Origin of the sequence: Campylobacter concisus, from assembly GCF_902460715.1 — a bacterium.
In the GTDB taxonomy this organism is placed as follows: Bacteria; Campylobacterota; Campylobacteria; order Campylobacterales; family Campylobacteraceae; genus Campylobacter_A; species Campylobacter_A concisus_AK.
The window spans coordinates 279,344-301,528 of sequence record NZ_CABPUX010000001.1; the positions used below are offsets into that span (position 1 = coordinate 279,344).

The 22,185-nt window shown below is 40.9% G+C and carries 20 protein-coding genes; 5 read left to right on the plus strand and 15 right to left on the minus strand.

The features are described 5' to 3' along the window. The first annotated feature begins 276 nt into the window (after positions 1–276). Both F3G91_RS01340 and F3G91_RS01345 read left to right on the plus strand, forming a co-directional pair. A complete protein-coding gene (locus F3G91_RS01340) occupies positions 277–768 on the plus strand; it encodes a uracil-DNA glycosylase family protein (protein WP_223227797.1) in 492 nt (163 codons plus the stop codon). Further along, positions 765–2,045 (plus strand): hypothetical protein, encoded by a 1,281-nt coding sequence (locus F3G91_RS01345; protein ID WP_149700461.1) that lies wholly within the window; start codon positions 765–767, stop codon positions 2,043–2,045. Before F3G91_RS01340 ends, F3G91_RS01345 begins: the two co-directional genes overlap by 4 nt. A 12-nt stretch (positions 2,046–2,057) precedes the next feature. Here the strand turns inward: F3G91_RS01345 and F3G91_RS01350 are convergent, their stop codons facing one another. From F3G91_RS01350 to abc-f, 14 genes are all read right to left on the minus strand, one after another. Beyond that, positions 2,058–2,447: a YbgC/FadM family acyl-CoA thioesterase gene (locus F3G91_RS01350; RefSeq protein ID WP_149700462.1), complete on the minus strand. Its 390-nt coding sequence runs from the start codon at positions 2,445–2,447 to the stop codon at positions 2,058–2,060. 20 nt (positions 2,448–2,467) lie between these two features. Further along, the gene (locus F3G91_RS01355) at positions 2,468–2,983 is read right to left on the minus strand and encodes a threonine/serine exporter family protein (protein WP_149700463.1); all 516 of its coding nucleotides are present in this window, start codon (positions 2,981–2,983) and stop codon (positions 2,468–2,470) included. Then, positions 2,976–3,758 (minus strand): threonine/serine exporter family protein, encoded by a 783-nt coding sequence (locus tag F3G91_RS01360; RefSeq protein WP_149700464.1) that lies wholly within the window; start codon positions 3,756–3,758, stop codon positions 2,976–2,978. The genes F3G91_RS01355 and F3G91_RS01360 overlap by 8 nt, the downstream gene beginning before the upstream one ends. Beyond that, a complete protein-coding gene (locus tag F3G91_RS01365; protein ID WP_021084797.1) occupies positions 3,742–4,221 on the minus strand; it encodes a DUF4149 domain-containing protein in 480 nt (159 codons plus the stop codon). Before F3G91_RS01365 ends, F3G91_RS01360 begins: the two co-directional genes overlap by 17 nt. A gap of 10 nt (positions 4,222–4,231) precedes the next feature. Beyond that, the gene (prmC, locus tag F3G91_RS01370; RefSeq protein ID WP_149700465.1) at positions 4,232–5,044 is read right to left on the minus strand and encodes a peptide chain release factor N(5)-glutamine methyltransferase; all 813 of its coding nucleotides are present in this window, start codon (positions 5,042–5,044) and stop codon (positions 4,232–4,234) included. Next, positions 5,034–6,236, minus strand: a complete 1,203-nt coding sequence (locus F3G91_RS01375) for a M48 family metallopeptidase (protein WP_149700466.1) — start codon at positions 6,234–6,236, stop codon at positions 5,034–5,036. The genes prmC and F3G91_RS01375 overlap by 11 nt, the downstream gene beginning before the upstream one ends. Positions 6,237–6,244: 8 nt before the next feature. After that, a complete protein-coding gene (locus F3G91_RS01380; RefSeq protein WP_149700467.1) occupies positions 6,245–7,357 on the minus strand; it encodes a hypothetical protein in 1,113 nt (370 codons plus the stop codon). Positions 7,358–7,360: 3 nt separating this feature from the next. Then, the gene (locus F3G91_RS01385) at positions 7,361–8,734 is read right to left on the minus strand and encodes a sodium-dependent transporter (protein ID WP_149700468.1); all 1,374 of its coding nucleotides are present in this window, start codon (positions 8,732–8,734) and stop codon (positions 7,361–7,363) included. A gap of 153 nt (positions 8,735–8,887) precedes the next feature. Further along, a complete protein-coding gene (locus F3G91_RS01390) occupies positions 8,888–9,328 on the minus strand; it encodes a hypothetical protein (protein WP_149700469.1) in 441 nt (146 codons plus the stop codon). A gap of 617 nt (positions 9,329–9,945) precedes the next feature. Beyond that, positions 9,946–11,886: a BCCT family transporter gene (locus tag F3G91_RS01395; protein WP_149700470.1), complete on the minus strand. Its 1,941-nt coding sequence runs from the start codon at positions 11,884–11,886 to the stop codon at positions 9,946–9,948. 125 nt (positions 11,887–12,011) lie between these two features. Beyond that, positions 12,012–13,457, minus strand: coding sequence for a DKNYY domain-containing protein (locus F3G91_RS01400; RefSeq protein ID WP_149700471.1), 1,446 nt, complete (start codon positions 13,455–13,457; stop codon positions 12,012–12,014). Then, positions 13,457–14,968, minus strand: a complete 1,512-nt coding sequence (locus F3G91_RS01405; protein ID WP_149700472.1) for a DKNYY domain-containing protein — start codon at positions 14,966–14,968, stop codon at positions 13,457–13,459. Before F3G91_RS01405 ends, F3G91_RS01400 begins: the two co-directional genes overlap by 1 nt. A gap of 73 nt (positions 14,969–15,041) precedes the next feature. Continuing rightward, entirely contained in the window at positions 15,042–15,476 is a 435-nt protein-coding gene (locus F3G91_RS01410; protein WP_149700473.1) for a hypothetical protein, read from the minus strand. Between the two features lies 1 nt (position 15,477). After that, positions 15,478–17,409 carry a ribosomal protection-like ABC-F family protein gene (abc-f, locus tag F3G91_RS01415; protein WP_149700474.1) on the minus strand — a complete coding sequence of 644 codons (1,932 nt, stop codon included), beginning with the start codon at positions 17,407–17,409 and terminating at the stop codon, positions 15,478–15,480. 96 nt (positions 17,410–17,505) lie between these two features. Between abc-f and F3G91_RS01420 the strand changes: the two genes are divergently transcribed. The 3 genes from F3G91_RS01420 to F3G91_RS01430 all read left to right on the plus strand — a co-directional run bounded on the left by F3G91_RS01420 (position 17,506) and on the right by F3G91_RS01430 (position 20,019). Then, entirely contained in the window at positions 17,506–18,825 is a 1,320-nt protein-coding gene (locus F3G91_RS01420) for an MATE family efflux transporter (protein WP_149700475.1), read from the plus strand. Then, positions 18,801–19,463, plus strand: a complete 663-nt coding sequence (locus F3G91_RS01425; RefSeq protein WP_223227798.1) for a M48 family metallopeptidase — start codon at positions 18,801–18,803, stop codon at positions 19,461–19,463. The genes F3G91_RS01420 and F3G91_RS01425 overlap by 25 nt, the downstream gene beginning before the upstream one ends. Positions 19,464–19,533: 70 nt before the next feature. After that, positions 19,534–20,019, plus strand: a complete 486-nt coding sequence (locus tag F3G91_RS01430) for a tetratricopeptide repeat protein (RefSeq protein ID WP_103611008.1) — start codon at positions 19,534–19,536, stop codon at positions 20,017–20,019. 99 nt (positions 20,020–20,118) lie between these two features. Here the strand turns inward: F3G91_RS01430 and F3G91_RS01435 are convergent, their stop codons facing one another. After that, complete coding sequence (locus F3G91_RS01435; protein WP_149700476.1) at positions 20,119–22,185, minus strand: TRAP transporter permease; 2,067 nt, start codon at positions 22,183–22,185, stop codon at positions 20,119–20,121.

The window sequence follows — 22,185 nt, forward strand, 5'->3', positions numbered from 1 at the left end:
TAAAGTTAATATAAAAAGTGGGATTTTATCAAAGCAATACTTAAATTCCTTTGAATAAATCAGCCCGACAAAACTATAATTTAAACTTTAAGTAAATCAAGTTATAATCCAAAAATGAAATTTCATAAAAATAAAGATCTCTTAGAAAAATTACTTTTTTTAAAAGCGATCGGTTACAATTTTATAGATGAAAATTTTCTTAATTTAAGTAAATATCAAGATTATAACAGCATAGACGAGCTAAATAGTGAGATAAAAAAGTGCTCTCTTTGCTTTTTGAGAAACAGTTCAAAGTGCGTTTCTACTGGCTTTGGTGATAAAAATAGCAAGATAATGTTTGTCTTACTTTGCAAAAAAGATGATTATTTTGAAGGTACAAGCGGCAAAATTTTGCAAAATGCTATAAAAGAAGGCTTAAATTTAGAAAAAGATAGTGTTTATATAAGCTTGCTTTTGCGCTGTGAAATTTCAAATAGTGACGCGAAAAATCCAGCGTTAAAGAGCTCATTTGAGCTTTGTAGGCCATATCTTTTAGAAGAGATAAGGCTTATTAAGCCAAAAATTATCATCACTTTAGGAGAGGAAGCTTTTATGCATCTTTATCCAAATTTACTCTCAAAGGGCGGATTTTCAAGTATAAGAGGGAGTATTTTAAAAGATGATGATAGGTTTATAATGCCAACTTTTTCACCAGAGTGGATCAGCAAAAATCCAAGTTTTGAAGAAAATTTTATAGATGATTTGAAAAAAATCAAGGGAGTGATATGAAAAGAATTTTTCTTTTTTTAGTTATATTTGTAAGCCTTTTTGCAGCGCAAAATGAAATTTCAACCGAGATGCAAGATGAGATCACTGAGGCAAAATTTGAAAGCAACATCACTAAAAATCAAAGCCTCTCAAGCATACCGCCAGCAAAGATCACTTACATAAATTTAGAGCCAGAATTTTGTGATAGCTCTTGTTTAAATGAGCTTATTAAGAGCGATATGCTAGCTAGCTTTATGGCAAGATTTGAGCCAGCAAAGATAGATGATAAGGCACTTTTAGACCTTTACACATCGCTTGGCGGAGATATGGTTTTAAAGCTTGCCACAAGCGACAAGATAGCGGTCATCATCCCTCAAAAGGTCATAAAATCATACGCAAATGTCGTGTCAAACGCGATTCTAAGCTACATCTTAAAGCAAGATGCAAATGTCGAAGTGAAATTTATAAATAGCAGCGACGAGAGTTTGCCTAGCCTTCAAAATGCACTACAAAACGCTAGAAACGAAGGTTTTATCTACTTTATAGCAGCCCTTACTCAAAATGGCGCAAACATAGTAAATTCTCTCATCTTGCCAAACGAACTCATCTACATCCCAAGCGTTCATAACTCTTTTGTGGCAGCTCCAAAGCCAAATTTGATCTTTGGCGGAGTTGATTACAAAGCGCAAATTTCAGCCCTGCTAGCTTTTGCCAACGAAAAGATAGTCGCCTTTGACGATGGCAGCGCGCTAGCACAAAAGCTAAATGAGTATGTACGCATGCAAAGTAACGACTACTACGAGAGCTCGATCACTGGCAAAGATATAAATTTAAACAACACTTTAAGCAAAAAGTCTAAATTTGATAACGCAAGCGTCTTTTTAAACATCCCAATCGTAAAAGCTTCTCTTGTGGCAACGCAGATGAGAGGCTTTGAGATAAAACCTTATGCGCTTTTAAGCACACAGATAAATTTCTTGCCAAATATCTTTAGCGCCATCACGCAAAGAGATAGGCAAAACCTCTTTGTGGCAAATTCGCTAAATTTGCTTGATGAGAGTTTTTTAGGGGTTGGAGATCTTTTTGGAGTTGATTTTAGATACTCACAGATCGGCTACTCAAGTGCCTTGGGAGTGGAGTATATCTATACAAATTTCATAAACAAAAGTGCCAGCAAAATTTTTACAGAGAGAGTTGAGGGCTCACAAGTTTTATATGATGTGAAAATTTATGATACAAAAAGCGATCACTTTAATGAGGTAAATTCGCAGGAGCAAAACAGCACAAGCGGAATTTAGCAGTTTTACTTGCTAAAATTTAACCCCATTTATAAAAGTTTTCATGCTCTCATCTATCTTTGCTAGCCTGCCCTCTTTCATAAAAGCTAACGTGATAGTCGCTTTAAAGAGCACTTTTTCGGCATTTTTTTCATCAAATTTATAAATTTCTTGCTCTAAAACAAGACTTGCTTTTTTAAGTTCTATGAGTTTTGTCCTCACAAAAACCTCATCGCCAAGCACAGCTGAAGCAAGAAATTTAGCTTCAAGTGCCAAAACTACAAAGTATCCGCCCTCTTTTGTGAAATTTAGCCCAGCTTCAAAAAACGCTTCGCTTCTGGCTCGCTCGCAATATTTAATATAATTTGTATGATAGACGATGCCGCCTGCATCGGTATCTTCGTAATAAATTCTTATCTTCACTGCAAAGCTCCTTTAAATTTTCATTTACTCTTACTAGGCTTGCCTTTAGCCCCTCTAGTTATCATCAACGACTGATCATAAAACAAGGTAAGCACCACCGAAACGCCCACTCCTAGTGCTAGCGAGACCGTCGTAGTCGTGATAGCATTATCAAAAAATATGATCAAATATTCGTTTTTCTTAGCGATACTTGTCTCATTTAAAAATGAAAACAGTGCCAAAATGCCTTTATATGCAAAAACTCCTGGCACCATCGGCAAAAGCGCTGGAAATGCGATGATCTCAGCTGGCACCTTTAGCCTTTTGGCAAAGAGCATGCCTAAAATTCCGCTCATAAAAGAGACAATGAGCGTTGCAACACTGATGTTAAAAAATCCCATCTGCATGATCCAAAAGCGGCTAGCATGCGCAAATGCAGCGAGCAAAGCGCAAAAGATGAGAGTTCTTTTTGGAGGCGAGCTAGCATAGGCAAAGCCAAGTCCAGCCACCGCAGCAAAGCCAGCATCTACAAGCGTTTCACTCAAAAGCTCAAACATTTAGTATCTCCGCACTACTAAGCGTTAGCGTGATATAGACGCCAACAGCCATGCAAAGTATGAGGATGCCCGTGCTTATGGCTCTACTGATGCCAACAAGGGTGTTGTCATTTAGGATGTCAAAGACTGAATTTATGAGAAAAACGCCAGGCATCATAAAGAGCACAGACGAGCCTATCGCCACGTCGCTTGTATGTGTAAGCCCGTAAGATACGCCAAGATAGGCGATAAATGAGACGACAAAGGACGTTAGGACGTATTGAGCCTTTAAATTTACACCCATTTTCGCAAGGGCAAATTTAAGAGTGTAGCCAACAAGCGTTGCAAAAAATATGCAAACAACCGAGCCAGCATCGCCTCCAAAAAGTCTGCAAAATGCCGCATTTGCAAGGCTTATCAAGATAAGCGAGCTAGCAAATTTATTTGCACTGACGCTCATCACGCTCTCAAAGCTCTCTTTAGCTTCATCTAAGCTTAAACCCTCATCTAAAATTTGCCAGCTAAGCGATGATAGCTCAGAAATTCTGTTAAAGCTAACATGCCCTAGAGGGATCTTTCTCACATAAGTTCGGCGCAAGGAGTTATCCTGCGAGTCCATCACGCTAATGGTAAAATACTTCACAAAAATGGTCACACTAACGTCGTAGCCGTAGTGATTAGCTATGCGGTCGACGCACTTTTCTACGCGCGCAGTGTATGTGCCAGCGCTCACCATCGCTGTCGTGTATTCGGCTAGGAAATTTGTTAATATTTGGATATCAGGCTTGGCGTTCATCTTGGCTGATCTTAAATTTCACAAAAAACAAAATGAGCTGCAAAACAAGCATCACTTTCATCACATATTCGCTTGCGCTATGCATCTTGGCAAACTCCGCTGTCTGCGTCGCCTCTGCGCCAAGACCCTGAGCCTGCACGATAAAAGGCGTAAAGATAAAGACAAAGCTAAGCGCTAGGGCTAAGTTTAAAAACGAGAGCATAAATGTGCTAAATTTTAGTGAAAAAGCAAGCTTTTTTCTTAGATCAAAGAGCTCGCTAACTGCCACAAATGCGCTTACAAATAGCAAAACATAGTTAAATTTTAAAAATATCTTTGTCATCATCTGCCCGCTCATAAAATGCGTAAGCACCCCCTCGCCTATGATGCTTTGTGGGAAAAAAATGACTGGCGCGACCAAAATACCAAGCGTTAGCTCAGTGCCGATCACCGCTGCTAATAGTAAAAAATAGATACTTCTCAATCTCTCTCCTTTATAGTTTTAATCTCGCGCAAAAGCCCCTGTCAAAGCCCGCCAAGTCCTTGTAAAAAGCGCTTTTGAAGTCATTAAATTTTAGCGCCATCTCCATGCTCGCTCTTTGATCATAGCCCATCTCGCAGGCGATATTTTTTATGCTGCGATTTCTAGCGATAAGGATGATGTTTTTTAAAATTTCATCTCCGACCTCGCCACCAAATAGCGCCTCATGCGGCTCGTTTATCACAAATTTATCAAGCTTATAGCCTCGCGCTATATAAGGCGGGTTTGAGACCAAGATGTCGATATCACCTGAAATTTCATCGATATATGAGCACTTTACAAAGTCGATTTTATCACTTACATTAAATTTAAGCGCATTTTTTTTAGCTAGTTTTAGAGCCTTTTCGTTTATATCTGTGGCTACTATTTTAGCGTTTGTTTTAAGGGCAAGCATGACGCTTATTATCCCGCTGCCAGTGCCGATCTCGGCGATCTTTGGCACTTTGTAGCCGCTTGCTATCTCTAGCACTTTATCAACCAAAATTTCAGTCTCAGGGCGCGGTATCAAAACGCCACTTTCTACCTCAAACTCCAGCCCATAAAAGCCAGCCTTGCCGGTAATGTACTCAAGCGGCTCGTAGTTTTCAAAGCGCTTTACAAGGGCAAAGTAGCCGCTCTCATCAAATTCGCTCTTTTGGTTTAAAAATATCCACTCGATGCTCACATCAAGGTAGCTCATGAGCAAAATTTTAGCCACCTTGCTTGGGTTCTCACAAAGCGGCTTTAGCCTTAAATTTGCTTCTTTTAGAGCCTCTTCAACTATCATTTTCTAGCTCATTTATCCGCTCAAAAAGGCTTGGATGCGAGTGATAGACAAATGAGTAAAGCCAGTGCGACTTTGGAAATGCTTTGTTTTCGCTGCCAAGCTTGGTTAGGGCGTTTATCATGTCAGTTTTGTTTGAAATTTCTTTTGAAAATCTATCTGCACCAAATTCATTTTTGCGGCTAAAGTGCGAGATGATCGGCGAGAAAAGAAAGCTAAAAATAGGTGAGAAAAGCACCAAAAAGATGATGATGCTAGCGCCATTTTGCCCTAGTCCTATCGCCTCGTATGCGCTTGCACCCACGTTTCCAAAGATGAAAAATAGACAAAATAGCATAAAGGCACTTAGAGCTATCATTTTTATGATGTCTTTATGCTTAAAGTGCCCAAGCTCATGCCCCAAAACTGCCACGATCTCTGCGGTGCTTAGCTTTTTTATCAGCGTGTCAAAAAGCACCACTCGCTTTGTCGCTCCAAGTCCGCCAAAATAGGCATTTAAGCGGTTGTCGCGCTTGCTAGCATCTATCGTAAAAACGCCGCTACTTTTAAAGCCACATTTTTCAAGCAAACCCTCTATCGAGCCTTTTAGCTCGCCATCTTCAAGCGGCGACATCTTGTTAAAGATAGGCGCGATGAGCGTTGGATATATTAAATTTATAATTAAAGCGATGCCAAAACTTAGCAAAAACGCCCAAAACCACCAAAGCTCCCCAAGAAAATTTATACATAAAAGCACGAGCCAGACGAAGGCCGAGCCAAAAACGAGCATAAGAGCCAGCGACTTAATGGTATCAACTAAAAATATCTTTGCACTCATATTTGAAAAGCCTAGTTTTTTATCTTTTACAAAGCTCTCGTAGATATTTAGCGGTAGATCAAGCAGCGATGAGATCAGCAAAAAGCTCATCACAAATATGATATTTTCAAGCGTAGTGCCATCTTTCAAGCAAGCGTTTGAGAGCATTTTTAGCCCAAAGCTTATCCACGCAAAGAAGATAACGGCGTGATAGACAAGACCAAAAATTTCAAATTTTAGATTTGTCACGGCGGCAACTGCGGCGTTTTTGTATTCGCTCGCTTCAAGCACAACTGGCTCTTTTTTAGCTTCAGCCCTTACAAAGCCGATCTGCAAATTCGCCAAAAAAAGCTTAAAAATCACATAAAAAATATAGATAAATAAAAGTGTATAAAACATATTCTCCCTTAAATTTCATAAAGACTAAAGCAGCCATAGTCCGTTCTAACTGCGAGCTTGCCATCTATAAATTTAGCCTCGCAGTTTTTTACGACGTGATCTAGCGTAAATTCCGCCATCGCGTTGCCACTTTTTAGATTGATAGCGTAGCCCCTGCTTTGATCTATCACCACAAGCTTGCCAGCCTCCACGCAAAACTCGCTCACTCTTAGATACTCATCCTTTATCCAAGGCTGCTTTGTCACCTTTGCGCTCTTGATATCAAGGCAAAATAGCTTGTTTTCAAGATGTTGCCTAAGCAAAAGCGTCTCATCGTCTAAAAAGCAAATTTTATCTAGCACGTCAAATTCTGCTCTTAGCTCGCTTAAAATTTCGCCATTTTTTGCATTTAAAATTTGCAGCTCATTTTCTTTAGTACAAAGCGCAAGCATGCTAGCATTCGCACTAAGAGCAGCACAAAGTATCGGCACGTGGTTTTTTGTGCTGCATTTATACTCGCCAAGTTTTGAAATTTTACCCTCGCAAAAAGTAAAAATTTGTCCAAACATACCAAAGGCGGCTACATCATTTGAGGCGCAGATAAAGCTAGCTATCTCGCTACTTTTCTTGACATTTTGCTCGGCTAAAATTTCACGAAATTTAGCCCCATTTGGCTCAAAAATGTAAATTTCATGATCAAGGTCTAAAAGTAAATTTTCGCCTGCACACTGGGCGTCCCATGCAAGCGGCTTTGGCAATGCGATCTGCTCTTTTATAGCGCCACTTCGATCAAGCCTCACTAAAATATCGCTAGGCACGCCGCCATCTTTTTGACCGCCACTTTTATAGACATAAATTTCATCTTTTACGCCTGCAAACGAGAGCGCTCCAGTGTATCCACCGCCGATATAAACATGCAAGCACGCTTTGCCGGCTTTTGCCTCGCTATCTTGCAGGATAAAGCCCCTTTTTAGGCTCTCCCACTCTTTTTTGACGCAGGCTTTTTTAGCCTCCGTCTCGCTTGCAAATTCTTTTTTACTCTGCTTTGTTTTGCCGCTTTTTTGGCTCACGCTCACTAAAGCTTTATCCTCTACGCAAAGCTCTAAACGCTCACCGCTATCAAAATTTACAAGCTCACGCATATTTTACTTCAAAAAGTTGTCGTAAAAACTGCTGATAAATAGCACCAAAATGACAAAAGGCACGATAAATTTGATGTAAAAAAACCAAATATTTATAAGCTTTGCGTACTTTTCGCTGCCTTGCAAGATCTCTTTTTTCGCTTCATCTTTTAGCACCCAGCCGACAAATATCGCACATCCAAGCGAGGTCAGCACGAAAAATATCGTTGCACTTATCGCGTCGTATGCGTCAAAGATATTTTTACCAAAAACGCTCACGTGACTTAGTAAATTTGTAGCCATAAGTGATGGTAAATTCCCAAGCACAAAGATGACGCTAAGCACTAAAAATATCGCTTTTTTGCGTTTTATCTTAAATTTCTCTTGCAGCGTAGTAATGATCACTTCATATATCGGTAGCGACGTCGTAAGCGCAGCGATCATAAGAAGCGCGAAAAACGCCACCGCGAAAAATCCGCCAAAAGGCATGTGCGAAAAGACGATCGGAAGCGACTTGAAAACTAGGCTCGGCCCGCTATCTGGCGAGACGCCGTAGCTAAAGAGCGACGGGAATATCATAAAGCCAGCAAGCACGGCTATGACGGTGTTTAAGATGCCTGTGATGATAGAAATTTTAACCAGCCCTTCGTCCTTTTTAACAAAACTTGAGAGCGTTATCATCACGCCAAATCCAAGCGAAAGCGCAAAGAAAACCTGCCCCAAAACCTCGACAAAAAGCTTTAAGCTTATCTTTGAAAAATCAGGCGTTAAGTAAAATTTCACACCCTCCATCGCGCCATCAAGTGTGATATTTTTAGCGATCATGACGAGCATTAGGATAAAAAGAAGTGGCATTAGATATTTTGCTGAGCGCTCGATGCCGCCAACCGCGCCTTGCACCAAGATAGCGTAATTAACCAGAACAAAAACAAGGGTCGCAAAGCTTATGGCAAGCGGATTGCTAACGATATTTTGTTCGTAAAATGCGCTAGTTTGCTCAAAGCTCACGATGTGCGAGAGATCAAGCAGTCCAAATGAAATTTGAGCGATATAGTTTAAAACCCAGCCGCCGATAACCATATAATAAGCCATGATACCAAATGCGCCAACAAGCCCCATCCAGCCGACTACCTGCCACTTTTTGCTGATCTTTTTTCCATTTATCGTGCCGCCAAATGCATCAACGGCGTTGCACTTTAGGCGCCTGCCGATGGCGTTTTCAACCAAAATCATAGGAATACCAATGACTATCATCGCTATGCAAAACACGAGAACATAGGCCCCACCGCCGTTTTGACCGACCAAGTAAGGAAACCGCCACGTCGCGCCAAAGCCGACCGTAGCCCCTGCAACAGCTAAAATATATGTAAGTCTTGAACTCCACGATTTTCTATCCATCTATCTACCTTTGTGAAAAATAGGGATTATATAAAAAAAATGATTAAATTTTACTAGCGACAGGCGATACTTGCGTGTAAATTTGGCTTTTTTGATAAATTTTAGGACTTTTATGGACGGAATTTTTATCTTTGCAGGATAATTTTAAATCTATTAATGCAAAACACCAAATTCCACATACCCCTCCATCGCAACGAGCAATATCCAACCCTCTTTGGGGCTGCAAAAATAGTGATGTTGCGCGATATTTTCAACCATAAATTTTAAAAAATCATAAAAATAATCAGGCGTAAATTTAAGCTCTGCGCTTGTCAGACCATCGCCGACGTAGCCTATCTCGCTACTTAAAATTTTGCTTTGGATACTTGGATATGAGCTTAGAAAATTTTTAATATCAACGAAATTTTCATAATCAGCAGTTTTATAATCTTTTAAATTTCGTAAAAGCGGTTTTGAGCCGACAAATGTAAAATTTCGCTCTATAAAATTTGCTACATCATCGCTTTTGTGCCATTTTTGACCCAAATTTGACAAAAAAGAAAGCATCTCATCATAGGCGGAGATGAAATTTGAAACTGGATTTTTCTCGCTCATTTGCCTCCTTTTTGTAAAGTCGCTATACCTTTGTAAAAGAGGGATTATATAAAATTTTATTTAAGCTTTTGATGTGATATTGCAATTTTACGTATCAAAACCTGTGCGTAGCACAGCAACTTCTAACGTGCGAGGGGTTTGGGGGATCTAAAGGGGGATAAGGGGACGGCTTCGTAATTCAAGTCCCCTTGTCTCCCTTTTTAATAAAAATTTGAAAATTTTAAAAAATAAAAATTACAACCCTAGGTTTTGTAAGTTGCTAAGGCGAGTGAATGGAATTTTAAAATTTGTAAAATAAAGCTTTTAGAAATTTAAAGTTTTATTTCTTTGTTAAGGGGGAAGAGGCTTGAATTACGAAGTCGCTCCCTTCCCCCTTAACAATCCCCTAACCCCGACGACGTTAGCGGTAGCATGCAAAGGTGCTGGCGCACCGCATGCGGTTTATCATCATGCAAGTGCCATACAAATTTTAAAATTTCATAAACAAGCAATTTCGGCTCTAAATTTAGTAGTCAGCTAAGGCGAGTGAGTAAGATTTTAAAATTTGCAAAGACAGCTTGATTGAATTTGCAAATTTGCCTAGAAATTTTAAAATTCCAGGCAAATTTCACTCAAATTTACTCTCTTACAACGTGTAAAAACTGCATGTGTTTGCGGTACTGCTCGATGACGTCATTTATCAGCGTAGCTTCGCTCCAGCCAAGCACGTCGTAGTCCTGACCGCCCTCTTTTAGATAGACCTCGGCTCTGTAGTAAAGATCGTCGCCGTCAAGCTCTCTGGTGTAGTCTGGACTATGGCTCTTGGTGAGATAGACGCCATATCTAAAGTCCATCTCGTCGCCAAGTCCGACATTTAAATTTACAAAATTCTCGCCATTTGTGACCTTTGCTTCAAGTCCGTTTTTGGCAAATTCCTCTTTTAGCTCGTTAAAAGCTTTTAGTGCAACCTCGTTTAAAAATTTCTTGCCATCTTTCTTGCCTGGCAGCGTGATGATCGCACTTAGACGTTCTTGCCATGGCTTTGAAAGATCACTAATGGGCATGTTGCTAAAGTTATTTGTCTCTTTTTTGGTTAGATCCACACGTAACGCCTTAAATAGCCCGTAAATGGCGCCAAGTAGCACTATGGAAAATGGCAGTGCTGTCGTGATCGTAAGTGCCTGAAGTGAGCCAAGACCACCAGCTAGCATCAAAAATGCCGCCACGACGCCCACTGTAACGCCCCAAAAGACCTTTTGCCAAACTGGCGTATCGTCCTTGCCGTTTGAGCAAAGCATGTTCATAACGATCGCCGCAGAGTCGGCAGAAGTCACGAAAAATATGACGATCATAAAGACTGCGATCACGCTTAGCACGCCTGAGAAGCTAAATTTTTCTAAAAACATAAAAAGTGCTGAGGCTGAGTCGGAATTTACCGTGGTCGCTAGCTCGCTAAAGCCATTTTGAACAAGCGCAATCGCTGAGTTACCAAAAAAGCTCATCCAAGCAAAAGTAAAGCCAGTTGGCACTAAAAGCACGCCGATCACAAATTCTCTGATCGTTCTGCCCTTTGAAATTTTAGCTATAAAAAGCCCCACAAACGGCGACCAAGATAGCCACCAAGCCCAGTATAGCAGCGTCCAACCGCCAAGCCAGCTCTCGTTTTGCCTCTCATAGGCGTAGAGGTTAAAAGTGTTTGAGATGAGCGTAGAGATGTAGTCGCCGCTGTTTTGCACAAACGACTTTAGAAGCTGCGTCGTATCGCCCAAAAATAGTATCAAAAACATAAAACATATAGCTAGCGCAATATTTGAGTTTGATAAGATCTTGATGCCCTTATCGACACCACTTGCCGCTGAGATGGTAGCTGCAAAACAAAGCACTATTAGAAGCGTGATATGCATAGTCGGCAGACCAAAAACGTGCGTAAGACCGGCATTTACCTGAAGTACGCCATATCCCAGCGAGGTCGCCACACCAAAAAGGGTCGCTACGACGGCAAATGTATCGATGGCGCTACCTATCTTGCCGTAAATTTTATCTCCGATGATCGGATAAAATGCCGATCTAAGCGTGAGTGGCAAGCCGTGTCTATACGAGAAAAAGGCAAGGATAAGCGCTACGATAGCATAAACTGACCATGCGCTCATGCCCCAGTGAAAAAATGTGATATTCAACGCAAGCTTTTGCGCTGCGATAGTTTGCGCGTCGCCAACTGGTGGGTTTAGATAGTGCATGAGCGGCTCGGCCACACCAAAAAATACTAGACCTATGCCCATGCCAGCGGCAAAAAGCATAGAAAACCACGAAATATTTTTGTGCTCTGGCTTTACGTGATCAGCTCCTAGCTTGATCTCGCCAAGCTTACTAAAGCCAAGAATGATGACGCTTAGCAGTATGACGGCAACGACTAGGATATAAAACCAGCCAAATTTGGCCGCGATGTAGTTTTGCATACCCTTAAAAAACTCATTTGAGAAATTTGGAAATATCGCTGCAAATGCCGCTATTAAAAATATGACAATAAGCGATGGGATAAATACTGAATTGTTAAATTTTGACCTTTGAAATTTAAACATTTTTCTCCTTTTTATAAATTTCAGTTTTGCCTTAAAATAACAAAAAAGAGTAAATAGGCCAAATTTTCTCTTTAAATTTTTATGAAATTTTAAGCTCTAGCCACCAAAAATAGCCACTTCGAAATTTATCTCAAGTCTCTTTCATCTCTCTTTGGTTTTGCAAGAGTTGTTAGCACTATGACGACAAAAGCGATGCCAAATGTGATATACAAAATGATCTTTGGCGAGTCATACTCTATCCTCGATCTTGCAACCTCTTCGCCGCTTGCCTCCACTAGCTCACCGCGCTTTATCATCTCGCTGATATCTTTTGCGCTAAGCTCTTTAGACGCTCTTGTTAAAATTTCTATGACGCTAGGACCCGCCACCTCATAAACGCTATGCTTTATGCCGTAAAATGGCTTTATCTTGCTAAAAAAATAGACCTTCTCGCCGTTTGCATATACTGCGCCATACTCGCCATCTTTTACTAGCCCTATCTCACGCCAAGAGCTGCTTGGGGCAAATTTATATAAAGAGACTGTTTGCGCCTCTAAGTGCCTGCCGTGCTTTGAGCGCCGCCACTCTTCGCCTTGCTGTAAAAAATATGCTGAGCTCTCATCTACAAAAACGTCAGCATAGAGCCTTTTTAGCTCGCCTTTTAGCTGGTAGTCTGAAATTTTAGCCTGCTCATTTTTACTGCCATCCCAAAAGTAAATTCCATCTTTGCTGGCAAAAAGAGGCCAAAACGAATGCACGTTATCCACGCTATAAATGGCGCTATAAGGCATATTTTGAGCGCTAAATTTATGCTCATTTGCAAACACCGCCCCACTTTTTGGCTCAAAAAGATATTCTATGTCGTGTTTTGGGTCATAGCATATCCGGCGCGTCTCATCTCCGTAGCCAGCATCAAGCCTATAAAAGCCCATAAACAAGCTTTTGCCATCTGTGTAATATCCGCTAGCAGCGCCACTTTCTGTCGTGATGTATCTTAGCTCGCTAGGATCTGCGTCAAGCTTTTCGCCCTTGTAGTAAAGCGTAGCTCCGTCTCTTGCAAAGCCAGCGTCAAATATAGGCTCTAAATTTGTGCTTTCAACCCTTTTTGTCCTGTAAAAATAAGGGCTATCATCGTAGCTTTTTATAAAGGTGTGAGCAAGGTTTTTCATAATGGAACTAAATTCGCTAAATCCCGCCTCCTTCTCGCTTCTAGTAGCGCAATAATAGCTTATCTTGCCATCACTTAGATAGCCATTGCCAAGCACTTTGGTGCTGTTTGGATCAAGTCCTGGCAAAATTTCTCTAGCGCAATAGACATGATTTTTATCAGCCGCCACGTTTGAGTAGTCGTATCCGTGTTTTAGCTTTAAGACCCTAAAACTAGCCTCATCGACGCCTTTTAGCTCATACTTGCCACTGCCTGAAATTTGAACGTAAATTTTACCCTCAGGCGAGCGGTAAAACTCGCTATTATCAATGTTTGCAAAGCTTCTTTGATACTCGCCCTCATGCCATAGATAAAGCATCGCCAAAACAAAAAATAGCGTCAAGATGACTAAAAAATAAACAAACCTAATAGTAATTTTTCTCATTATCTATAGTCATCCACCCTTTTTTTAAGCTCGCTTTTTTGTTTTTTGTTGTTAAAAATAGCGCCAACCACCGAGAGTATAAATGCAATGGCTAAAAATATCCAGTAGGCATATTTTTGCGAGTAATCATCAAAGTCGCTTATCGCATCGATCACCACCTCGCCCTCAGCTGGCACCATAGCGCCTTGATCTACCATTTTTACTATCTCATCTAGTTTTAAATTCTCAACATTTGAGTCATAAGGACGAGTGAGAATTTCAACCACGCCAAGGTCGTTTATATCATAAACGCTGCTGTTAAAATGCCAGCCGTAGCCGACGTTATCAAAATAATATGTCTTATCGCCGTTTGCATAGACCGCTCCGTAGCCATCGTTTCTAACAAGCCATATCTTTCGCCACGGCTCTTTTGTATCAAGCCTTACGATGCAAGTGTGGCGTGAGCTTAGGCTGTGGTTATTTTTTGTGTTATGCCAAATTTCATAAATTTTTAAAAAATATGTCTTGCCATCACTTATCACCACGTTGCCATATAGCGGCGTTATCTCGCCTTTAAATGGATCATCGCCGTCTCTTACAAACTCACCCTCATCTATACTGTTATACCACTGCCACTTTCGCTCCCAGTGATATATCCCGCCTTTACCGCGAAAAAGAGCGTGATAGGCGTGCTCATCTTTTAGGTTAAAAAGTGGCTCATATGGGGCAAATTTTGGGTCAAATTCATGATCGTTTGCATAGACCATGCCAGAATTTGGCTCATAAAGATAGTGAATGCGCCATATCTCGCCGATATCACGCATTTGCGGGCTAAATTTGATCCCTAGCTTTGTGCTGTCATAATAGACATTTTCTCCGTCAGTCGTAAAATGCACGCTCTTTCTGCCAGATACCTGCTCGATATAACGCATCTTGCTGGCATTTGCGCCCTCTAGCTCTTTGCCCTCATGATAGACCTTCACGCCGTCACTTGCATAGCCAAAGCCCAAGATCGCTGCTAAATTTGTGTTATCAACCTGCCTAAATTTATAGATATGAGTTTGCGCTTTTGGGGTGTTAAACATTTTATGTGAAAAGATATCCCAAAACTCTTTAAGTGCGGATATTTCGAGATTTGTCCCGCTTTCGCTATCGCAAAAATATGTGATCTTGCCATCACCAAAGTAGCCATTACCAAGCGCTCTAACGCCATTTGGATCAAGCCCACTCATCACGAGGTTACCGCAATACACCGCCTTATCGCTAGCGCCAACGTTTCTGTTGTCGTATTTGCCAGTGTCAATGTATCTAAATTTGCTGGCCCTCACGCCTATTAGCTCAAATTTACCGCCACTTGGCACCATGGCATAGACCTTGTCATCTTTGACGTAAAAAAAGCTATTATTTAGCTCTTTACTATCGCCAATGTCGTCATCTAAAATAGTAGCTAGCCCAAAGATAAAAAAGTAGGTAGCAAAAAATATTACAACTATGGCGATTATTACAGAGATTAGCGGATGTTTTTTTAGCATTTTAGCCCCATTTCAAACAAATTTAGCGACCTCATCAAGCCGCAAACCTTTCATACATTTAAATTTCAAAGTTCTATCCAAATATAAAATATCTAAAAATCAAAAACTGATAATATACTACTCTAACTACTGTATTTAATAGCCAGACAGCACATAACGATAAAATAGCTCCAATAATACTAAAATTCTTTAAAACCCCATAATAAATCACCATCAATAAAAAAAGAGAAAAATAAAAAAACATAATCATATAAAATAAATTTTTTAACCTTTCATATAAGTCCGAATTTTCTCTATTTGTCGCGATTAGCCTAATGGTCTCTATCTTATTTAAAAACCCAACCTTTTTATATTTTATCCGGACTAGATCGCCTACTTCATATTTTTCTATCTCTGGTGAAAACACCCCGCTAAATCTCTCTTTACCTATCAAAAGGCTCATGCTTGTGGCTAAATTTTGCCTAACAACTCTCGTATTTAGCGCGCTTATCCTACCGATCTTTTTCAAGCTACTCTAGCTCCTCGGCGATCTCTAAAACTTCAAAATACTCATTTTCTAGGCTTTCAAGCTCAGCTTTTGCCTTTTCAAGCTCTTCATAAAGCTTAGTTAGCCCCACTTCTTGATAAATTTTTGGATCACTTAAACCTTCATTTAGCTCAGCCACTCTTGCTTCAAGGGCTGAAATTTTATCTGGATATGTGTTTAAAATTTGTGTTTGCTTGTAGCTTAGTTTTGCGCCAGATTTACTCTTTTGTTTGGCTTCATTTTGGCTATTTGCTAGCTCTTTATCAAATTTATCAAGCTCTTTCATCTCATCTTCAAGCTCCAAATAGACGCTATACTCCTCATACAAGACATTTATCTTTGTCCCCTCAAACGCCCAAAGCTTATTTGCCATCTTATCGACAAAATATCTATCGTGGCTAACTAGCAAGATCGCCCCTTCAAAGCTTTGCAAGTAGTCTTCTAAGATGTTGATAGTTGCGATGTCAAGGTCGTTTGTCGGCTCGTCAAGCACCAGCACATCGTAAGTTTTAGTAAAAAGCATCGCAAGCGCGACGCGGTTTTTCTCTCCGCCACTTAAAACGCCTATCTTTTTATCTAAAAATTCCTTTGGAAAGAGGAAATTTTTAAGATAGCCATAGACGTGCATATTTCGCCCACGAACCAGCACGTGATCGCCGCCATTTGGGCAAAATGTCTCTATAAGGCTCTTATCATCATCAAGGACATTTCTAGCTTGATCAAAGTAGCCGATACTCACCTCGCCTCTTTTTATCTCGCCGCTACTTGGCTTTTCAAGTCCTAGCAAAATTTTAAGCAGCGTGCTTTTGCCACTGCCGTTACGCCCCACAATGGCGATCCTCTCGCCCTGCAAGACCCTTGCGTCAAATTTTTCAAAAAGCACCTTGCCGTCTATACTTTTACTTAAATTTTTAAACTCAAAGAGCATTTTTTTGCGGTTTTGGCTCTGCGTTTGGTTGAAATTTTTACTAGCACGCTCAAGTTCTAGCCTCACGCGCCTTATCACGCCTGGGTTTTTCTTAGCCTCCTCGCGCATAGCAAGCACCCGCTCTTTTCTGCCCTCGTTTCGCTTTAGTCTAGCTTTTACGCCGCGCCTTAGCCACTCCTCTTCTGCCTTTAGCTGTTTTAGCAGCGTCTCATGCGACTTTGCAAGGCTTGCTAAAATTTCCTCTTTTTTGGTTAGATAGTTTGCATATCCGCCCTCGAAATTTTTTAAGCTTGCATCCTCGACCTCAACGCACCTAGTTGCCAGCGCATCGATAAAATACCTATCGTGGCTAATAAAAACTATGCTTTGATTTGAGCTCTTTAGCATATCTTCAAGAAATTTGACCATGTAAACGTCAAGGTGGTTTGTCGGCTCATCAAGCAGCAGCACATCTGGCTTTTTAAGTATGAGTGCTCCAAGTGCCACACGGCGGATCTCGCCACCGCTAAGCGAGCAAATAGGTCTGTTTTCATACTCTTTTAGCTTAAATTCTTGCAAAATTCGCTCGATCTTATGCTCGATATTCCAGCCGTCCTTTGCCTCTATAAATTTCAAAAGCCTCTCTTGCTCTTTTAAAATTTCTCTGTTTTCAGGCTCATTTGCTAGTAAAACGCCGCTTTTTTCATACTCGCTTATCGCGTCAAATATCTCTTTTAGCTCGTTATTTAGCGCATCTCTTACGCTAAAAGTAGCGTTAAAATTTGGATTTTGCGCTAGCATCTCGACGCTTATCAAGCTCTGCACTATGCGTCTGCCACTATCTGCTGCCACCTCGCCAGAGATGATCTTCATAAGCGTGCTCTTGCCGCTGCCGTTTTTGCCGATGATAGCGATCTTTTCATTTTCATTTACACTAAGGCTTATGTTGTTTAAAATTTCATTTGCGCCAAATTTTTTACTTACGTCTATTAGGTCGATTAATGCCATTTTTCTCTCAAATTTTAAATTTTTTGGATTATATCAAAAGGGAGCTAAAACCTAATTTGGCTATAATCGCCCCAAAATTTAAAAAAGGAGAAATTTATGAACCTTTCTATGAAAAAACTGGTCGTCCCTATATTTTTAGATATGTTTTTGCACTTTATAACGCTCATCATAAACACCTACATGGTGACAAAAGTGAGTGTGCATCTAGTTGGCGCCATGGGTGCGGGCAATCAAGTGATGGATCTTTTTATGACCATTTTTAACTTTTTAAGCATGGGCTGCTCAGTCGTCGTCGCACAAGCACTTGGAGCAAAGCAAAACGAGCTAGCCTCAAACGTCATACACGCAAGCATCACGTCAAATACGGTCTTTGGTATCTTCTCAGCCATCATCATCTACGTCTTTGGCTACAACATCTTAAATTTACTAAACGTGCCAAGTGATCTCATAAACGATAGCTTCTCATACCTTCACATCCTTGGCTTTGCATTGCTCTTTGATGGCATCGGCATGGTGCTAGCTGCGGTGCTTCGCGTCTATAATCTAGCAACTGCTGTGATGCTAACTTCGGTTTTGATGAACATCATCACCATCTTTGGCAACGCCATCGCTCTTTTTGGCTGGTTTGATCTGCCAAATTTAGGCCTGCAAGGTGTTGCTATCTCGACATTTGTGGGCAGACTAATAGGCCTTTTTGTCCTACTTTACATGCTCATACGCGTGGCAAAAGTTAGAATTTATCTTAGCGGACTGCTTGTCGTGCCGTTTGGAATTTTAAAGAAAATACTCTCAGTTGGCCTACCAAGCGCTGGCGAAAATTTACTCTGGATGGCGCAATACATGGTCGCTTTTGGCTTTATCGCGAGCATGGGCGAGGCAACTCTTAGCGTGCAGACTATCTACTTTCAGATCACTCTTCTCATCTTGCTTTGTGGAGCTAGTATCAGCGTGGCAAACGAGGTCATCGTGGGGCATTTAGTGGGAGCTAGCGAGTTTAACGAGGCTTACGCAAGAACCTTTAAAGCCTTGTGGCTTGGCATCTCTATCACGCTCGTCGTCGTTTTGATCGCCTACGCCTTAAAGTATAAGATCATGGACGCGCTAAATTTAGATGATGGCTTGCGCAAGATAATGCTACCACTCTTTACCCTCTCGATCGTGCTAGAAGCTGGCAGAACCTTTAACATCGTCATCGTAAATGCCCTTCGTGCAAGTGGCGACGCGAAATTCCCGCTAGCGACTGGGCTTATCTTTATGTGGGGGCTTTCGCTGCCGCTTGGATATTTCTTAGGCATACACCTTGGCTGGGGTATCATTGGCGTTTGGATAGGATTTTGCGCTGATGAGTGGCTAAGAGGCCTTGCAAATACATGGCGCTGGAGAAGCAAAAAGTGGCAAGAAAAACGCCTAGTTTGAGGCAAAAGAGCCTAAATTTAGACTTTTATGGCTTAAGCGTTTTAATAAATTTTAAAACAAATGTAAAGGCTATGCGTCTTAGAGTTGGCAAGGATGCTAAGATCACGCTTTCTATGCCATTTTACAGCACACAAAAGATGGCTCTTAGCTTTCTTGAGACGCACAGAAATTGGCTTGAAAATGCTTACAAAAAAGCTCTTTTAAATTTGCCAAAAGATGATGAGATGAAATTTTTTGGGCAAATTTATAAGATCAAATTTGATGAGAGCGTAAATGTGCCATTTTTTGAAGATAAATTTATAATAACGCCAAATTTAAAGGCACTTGAGCGCTTTAAAAAAGCAAGAGCAAAAGAGCTATTTTTAGAGCTTGTAAGCTACTATCAGCCTCATATCAATAAGCCAGTTAGTCGCATCGTCATAAGAGATAGCAAAACTCGCTGGGGCAGCTGCAACCACAAAAAAGGCTATATAAACTTAAGCCTAAGGCTCATCGAAAAACCGCTCTCAGCCGTGCGATATGTCGTGCTTCACGAGCTTACTCATCTGCTCTATCCGCATCATCAAAGCAGTTTTTATAATTTTATAGAAGCTATCATGCCTGATTACAAAGAGCAAGAGCAAATTTTAAAATCATAATTATTTTTCATCAAGTAAGTGTAAATTTAATATGTTAAAATTGCACATTACTTTACAAAAGGAAAATTTTATGAAAAAAATGATTTTTATCTCGCTTCTTGCAGCTTGCGCTCTAGCAGGCGACTTTGAAGATGGCTTGAAAGCTTATGCTGACTCAAATTTCACTGAGGCTTTGTCTAAATTTGAAGCAGGTTGCGCAGCAAATGACGCAAGATCATGCGCAAAAGCAGGTGCGATCTATCAGCTTGGAAAAACTGACGTGCCAGATAGCAACAAAGCGTTAGAGTTTTACAACAAAGCTTGCCAAGGTGGCGAAAAAGAGGGTTGCTCAGCAGCTGGTGGAATTTATCTAAACAGCGATCCGCAAAAAGCAAGAGAGCTTTTTAACAAAGCTTGCGAGCAAAACGACGGCTACTCTTGCGCGATGATGGGATCGATACTAATAGACGATCATAAATTTAAAGAGGCCTACTCAGTTTTAGAAAAAGGCTGCAAGCTAGGCGATAAGCTCGCTTGCGAGTTTGCAGGCGATCTAAAACGCTCAAAACAACTTTGATCTTTAGGCTTTTAAAGCCTAAATTCTCACTTTTTTATAAAATCACTAGAAATTTATAAATAAATTTAAAAGTTTAGGCAAGAGAGCTCTTGCCTAATGTTAAATCGCTCTTATTTGATCAAGCGGTTTATCTTTTATGCCCCACTGGGTCATAAAGACAAAACCATAAAGAGCTGCTGCTACGATGTAGGCTGTGTATTCGTTTGGCATTAGACCAAATTTCATGCAGATGTTTGGCACAAGAGCCAGAGGCACGACTGGGATAAGTAGCGCCCTCTCCCAAATCCTAAGCTTTGTGACGTAATATCCTTGAAGCAAGCTTGAAAAGGCAAACATCCCCACGATCGCCATGCCAAAGACGAGTAAAATTTCAAGTGGGTTGCTCATCCAGACTATCCCTTTTGAATCAAGCGGATCGCTCGTGTTTATGCTCTCAATTAGCATAAGTTTGTTGTTAAAGAAAAAGGCAAATGGCAAGATCGCCGTTCTTAGATCGTAAAAGAACCCTTGCACACCAACGGTTATTGGATTTGCTTTAGCGATGCCCGCTGCTGCGTAGGCTGCGATGCCAACTGGCGGCGTATCATCGGCTAAAATTCCAAAGTAAAATACAAAAAGATGCACGGCGATAGCAGGGATCAAGAAGCCATTTTTATGCGCTAAAAACAAGATAACAGGCGCAACAAGGCTTGAGACGACGATGTAGTTTGCTGTCGTTGGAAGACCCATGCCAAGGATGAGTGACATAAGAGCTGTTAAAACTAGGATCATCATGATGTTATCACCTGCTAAAAGCTCAACTAGATCAGAAAGTACTTGACCAAGGCCAGTAAGCGAGATAGAGCCCACGATGATGCCAGCAAGTGCGGTTGCGATGGCTATTGTAGTCATGCTCTTTGCAGCTGCGACCATCGCCCAAAATATATCCTCAAAGCCAAGAAGCACGTCGTTTAGTCCTACTTTTTCGCCTGAAGCTAGCTTCTTAGTTGGCTCTTGAAAGATCATTATCAAAAATAAAAATCCTATCGCATTAAACGCAGCGGCTATGGCTGACTCTTTTGCGATTAAAAGCGTGTAAAGCAGGATCAAAATAGGCGTTATATAGTGAAGGCCACTTACAAAAATTTTAAATCTTGAGTGAAATTCGCTCTGATTTATGCCTTTTAGTCCAAGCTTGACGCTCTCTAAATGCACGATGAAAAATAGCGACAAATAACAAGCAAATGCTGGGATAACCGCTGCCATCATGACATTTGTATATGTCATACCTAAAAACTCAGCGATGATAAAAGCAGCCGCACCCATGATAGGTGGCATGAGCTGTCCATTTACACCAGCAGCAACTTCGATAGCACCAGCTTTTGTGCGTGAAAGACCAGCTTTTTTCATAAGCGGTATGGTAAATGTACCAACGGTTACGACGTTTGCTGTTGAGCTACCTGAAACCATGCCTGTTAGGCCACTTGCGATGACTGAAGCCTTAGCTGGGCCACCTCTATATTTGCCAAGAAGTGAGAAGGCTAAATTTATAAAGTATTGTCCAGCGCCTGCTCGCTCTAACAATGAACCAAAAAGAACAAAAAGGTAGATAAAACTAACGCTAACGCCGATAGGCACGCCAAAAACGCCCTCAGTCGTTAAAAACATATGACCTGCGATTTTTTCAAAGCTAGCGCCTTGGTGAGCGATGATGTCTGGCATATAAGGGCCAAAGTGATCATATATCAAAAATAATATACAAATGATAGGAAGCGCTGGTCCCATGACACGCCTGCCAGCCTCAAGCAAGACAATGATCGCTAAAAACGATATGACGATATCTTGAGTGATGTAGTCCCCTGTTCTATCAGCTAGCTCGTAAAAATAGACCGCTGGATAAAGCACGGCAACAACGCCTACCACGCAAAAAACTAGGTCGTAAAACGGCAAACTTGAGTGAGCCTTTTTATGAAAAGTGACTGGATAGAGCAAAAATACAAGCCCAACCGCAAAAGCTAGGTGAATAGAGCGCGAAATGTTAGTATTTAGTGGGAAATACGCTATATAAAGCTGAAAAACTGACCAAGAGAAACACGCAAATGCGATGAAATAGTTGTAAATATTGCTATTTATCTCTCTTGTCTTTACCTCAACAAATTGTTCTTCGTTGTCATTAACTTCGTTCAT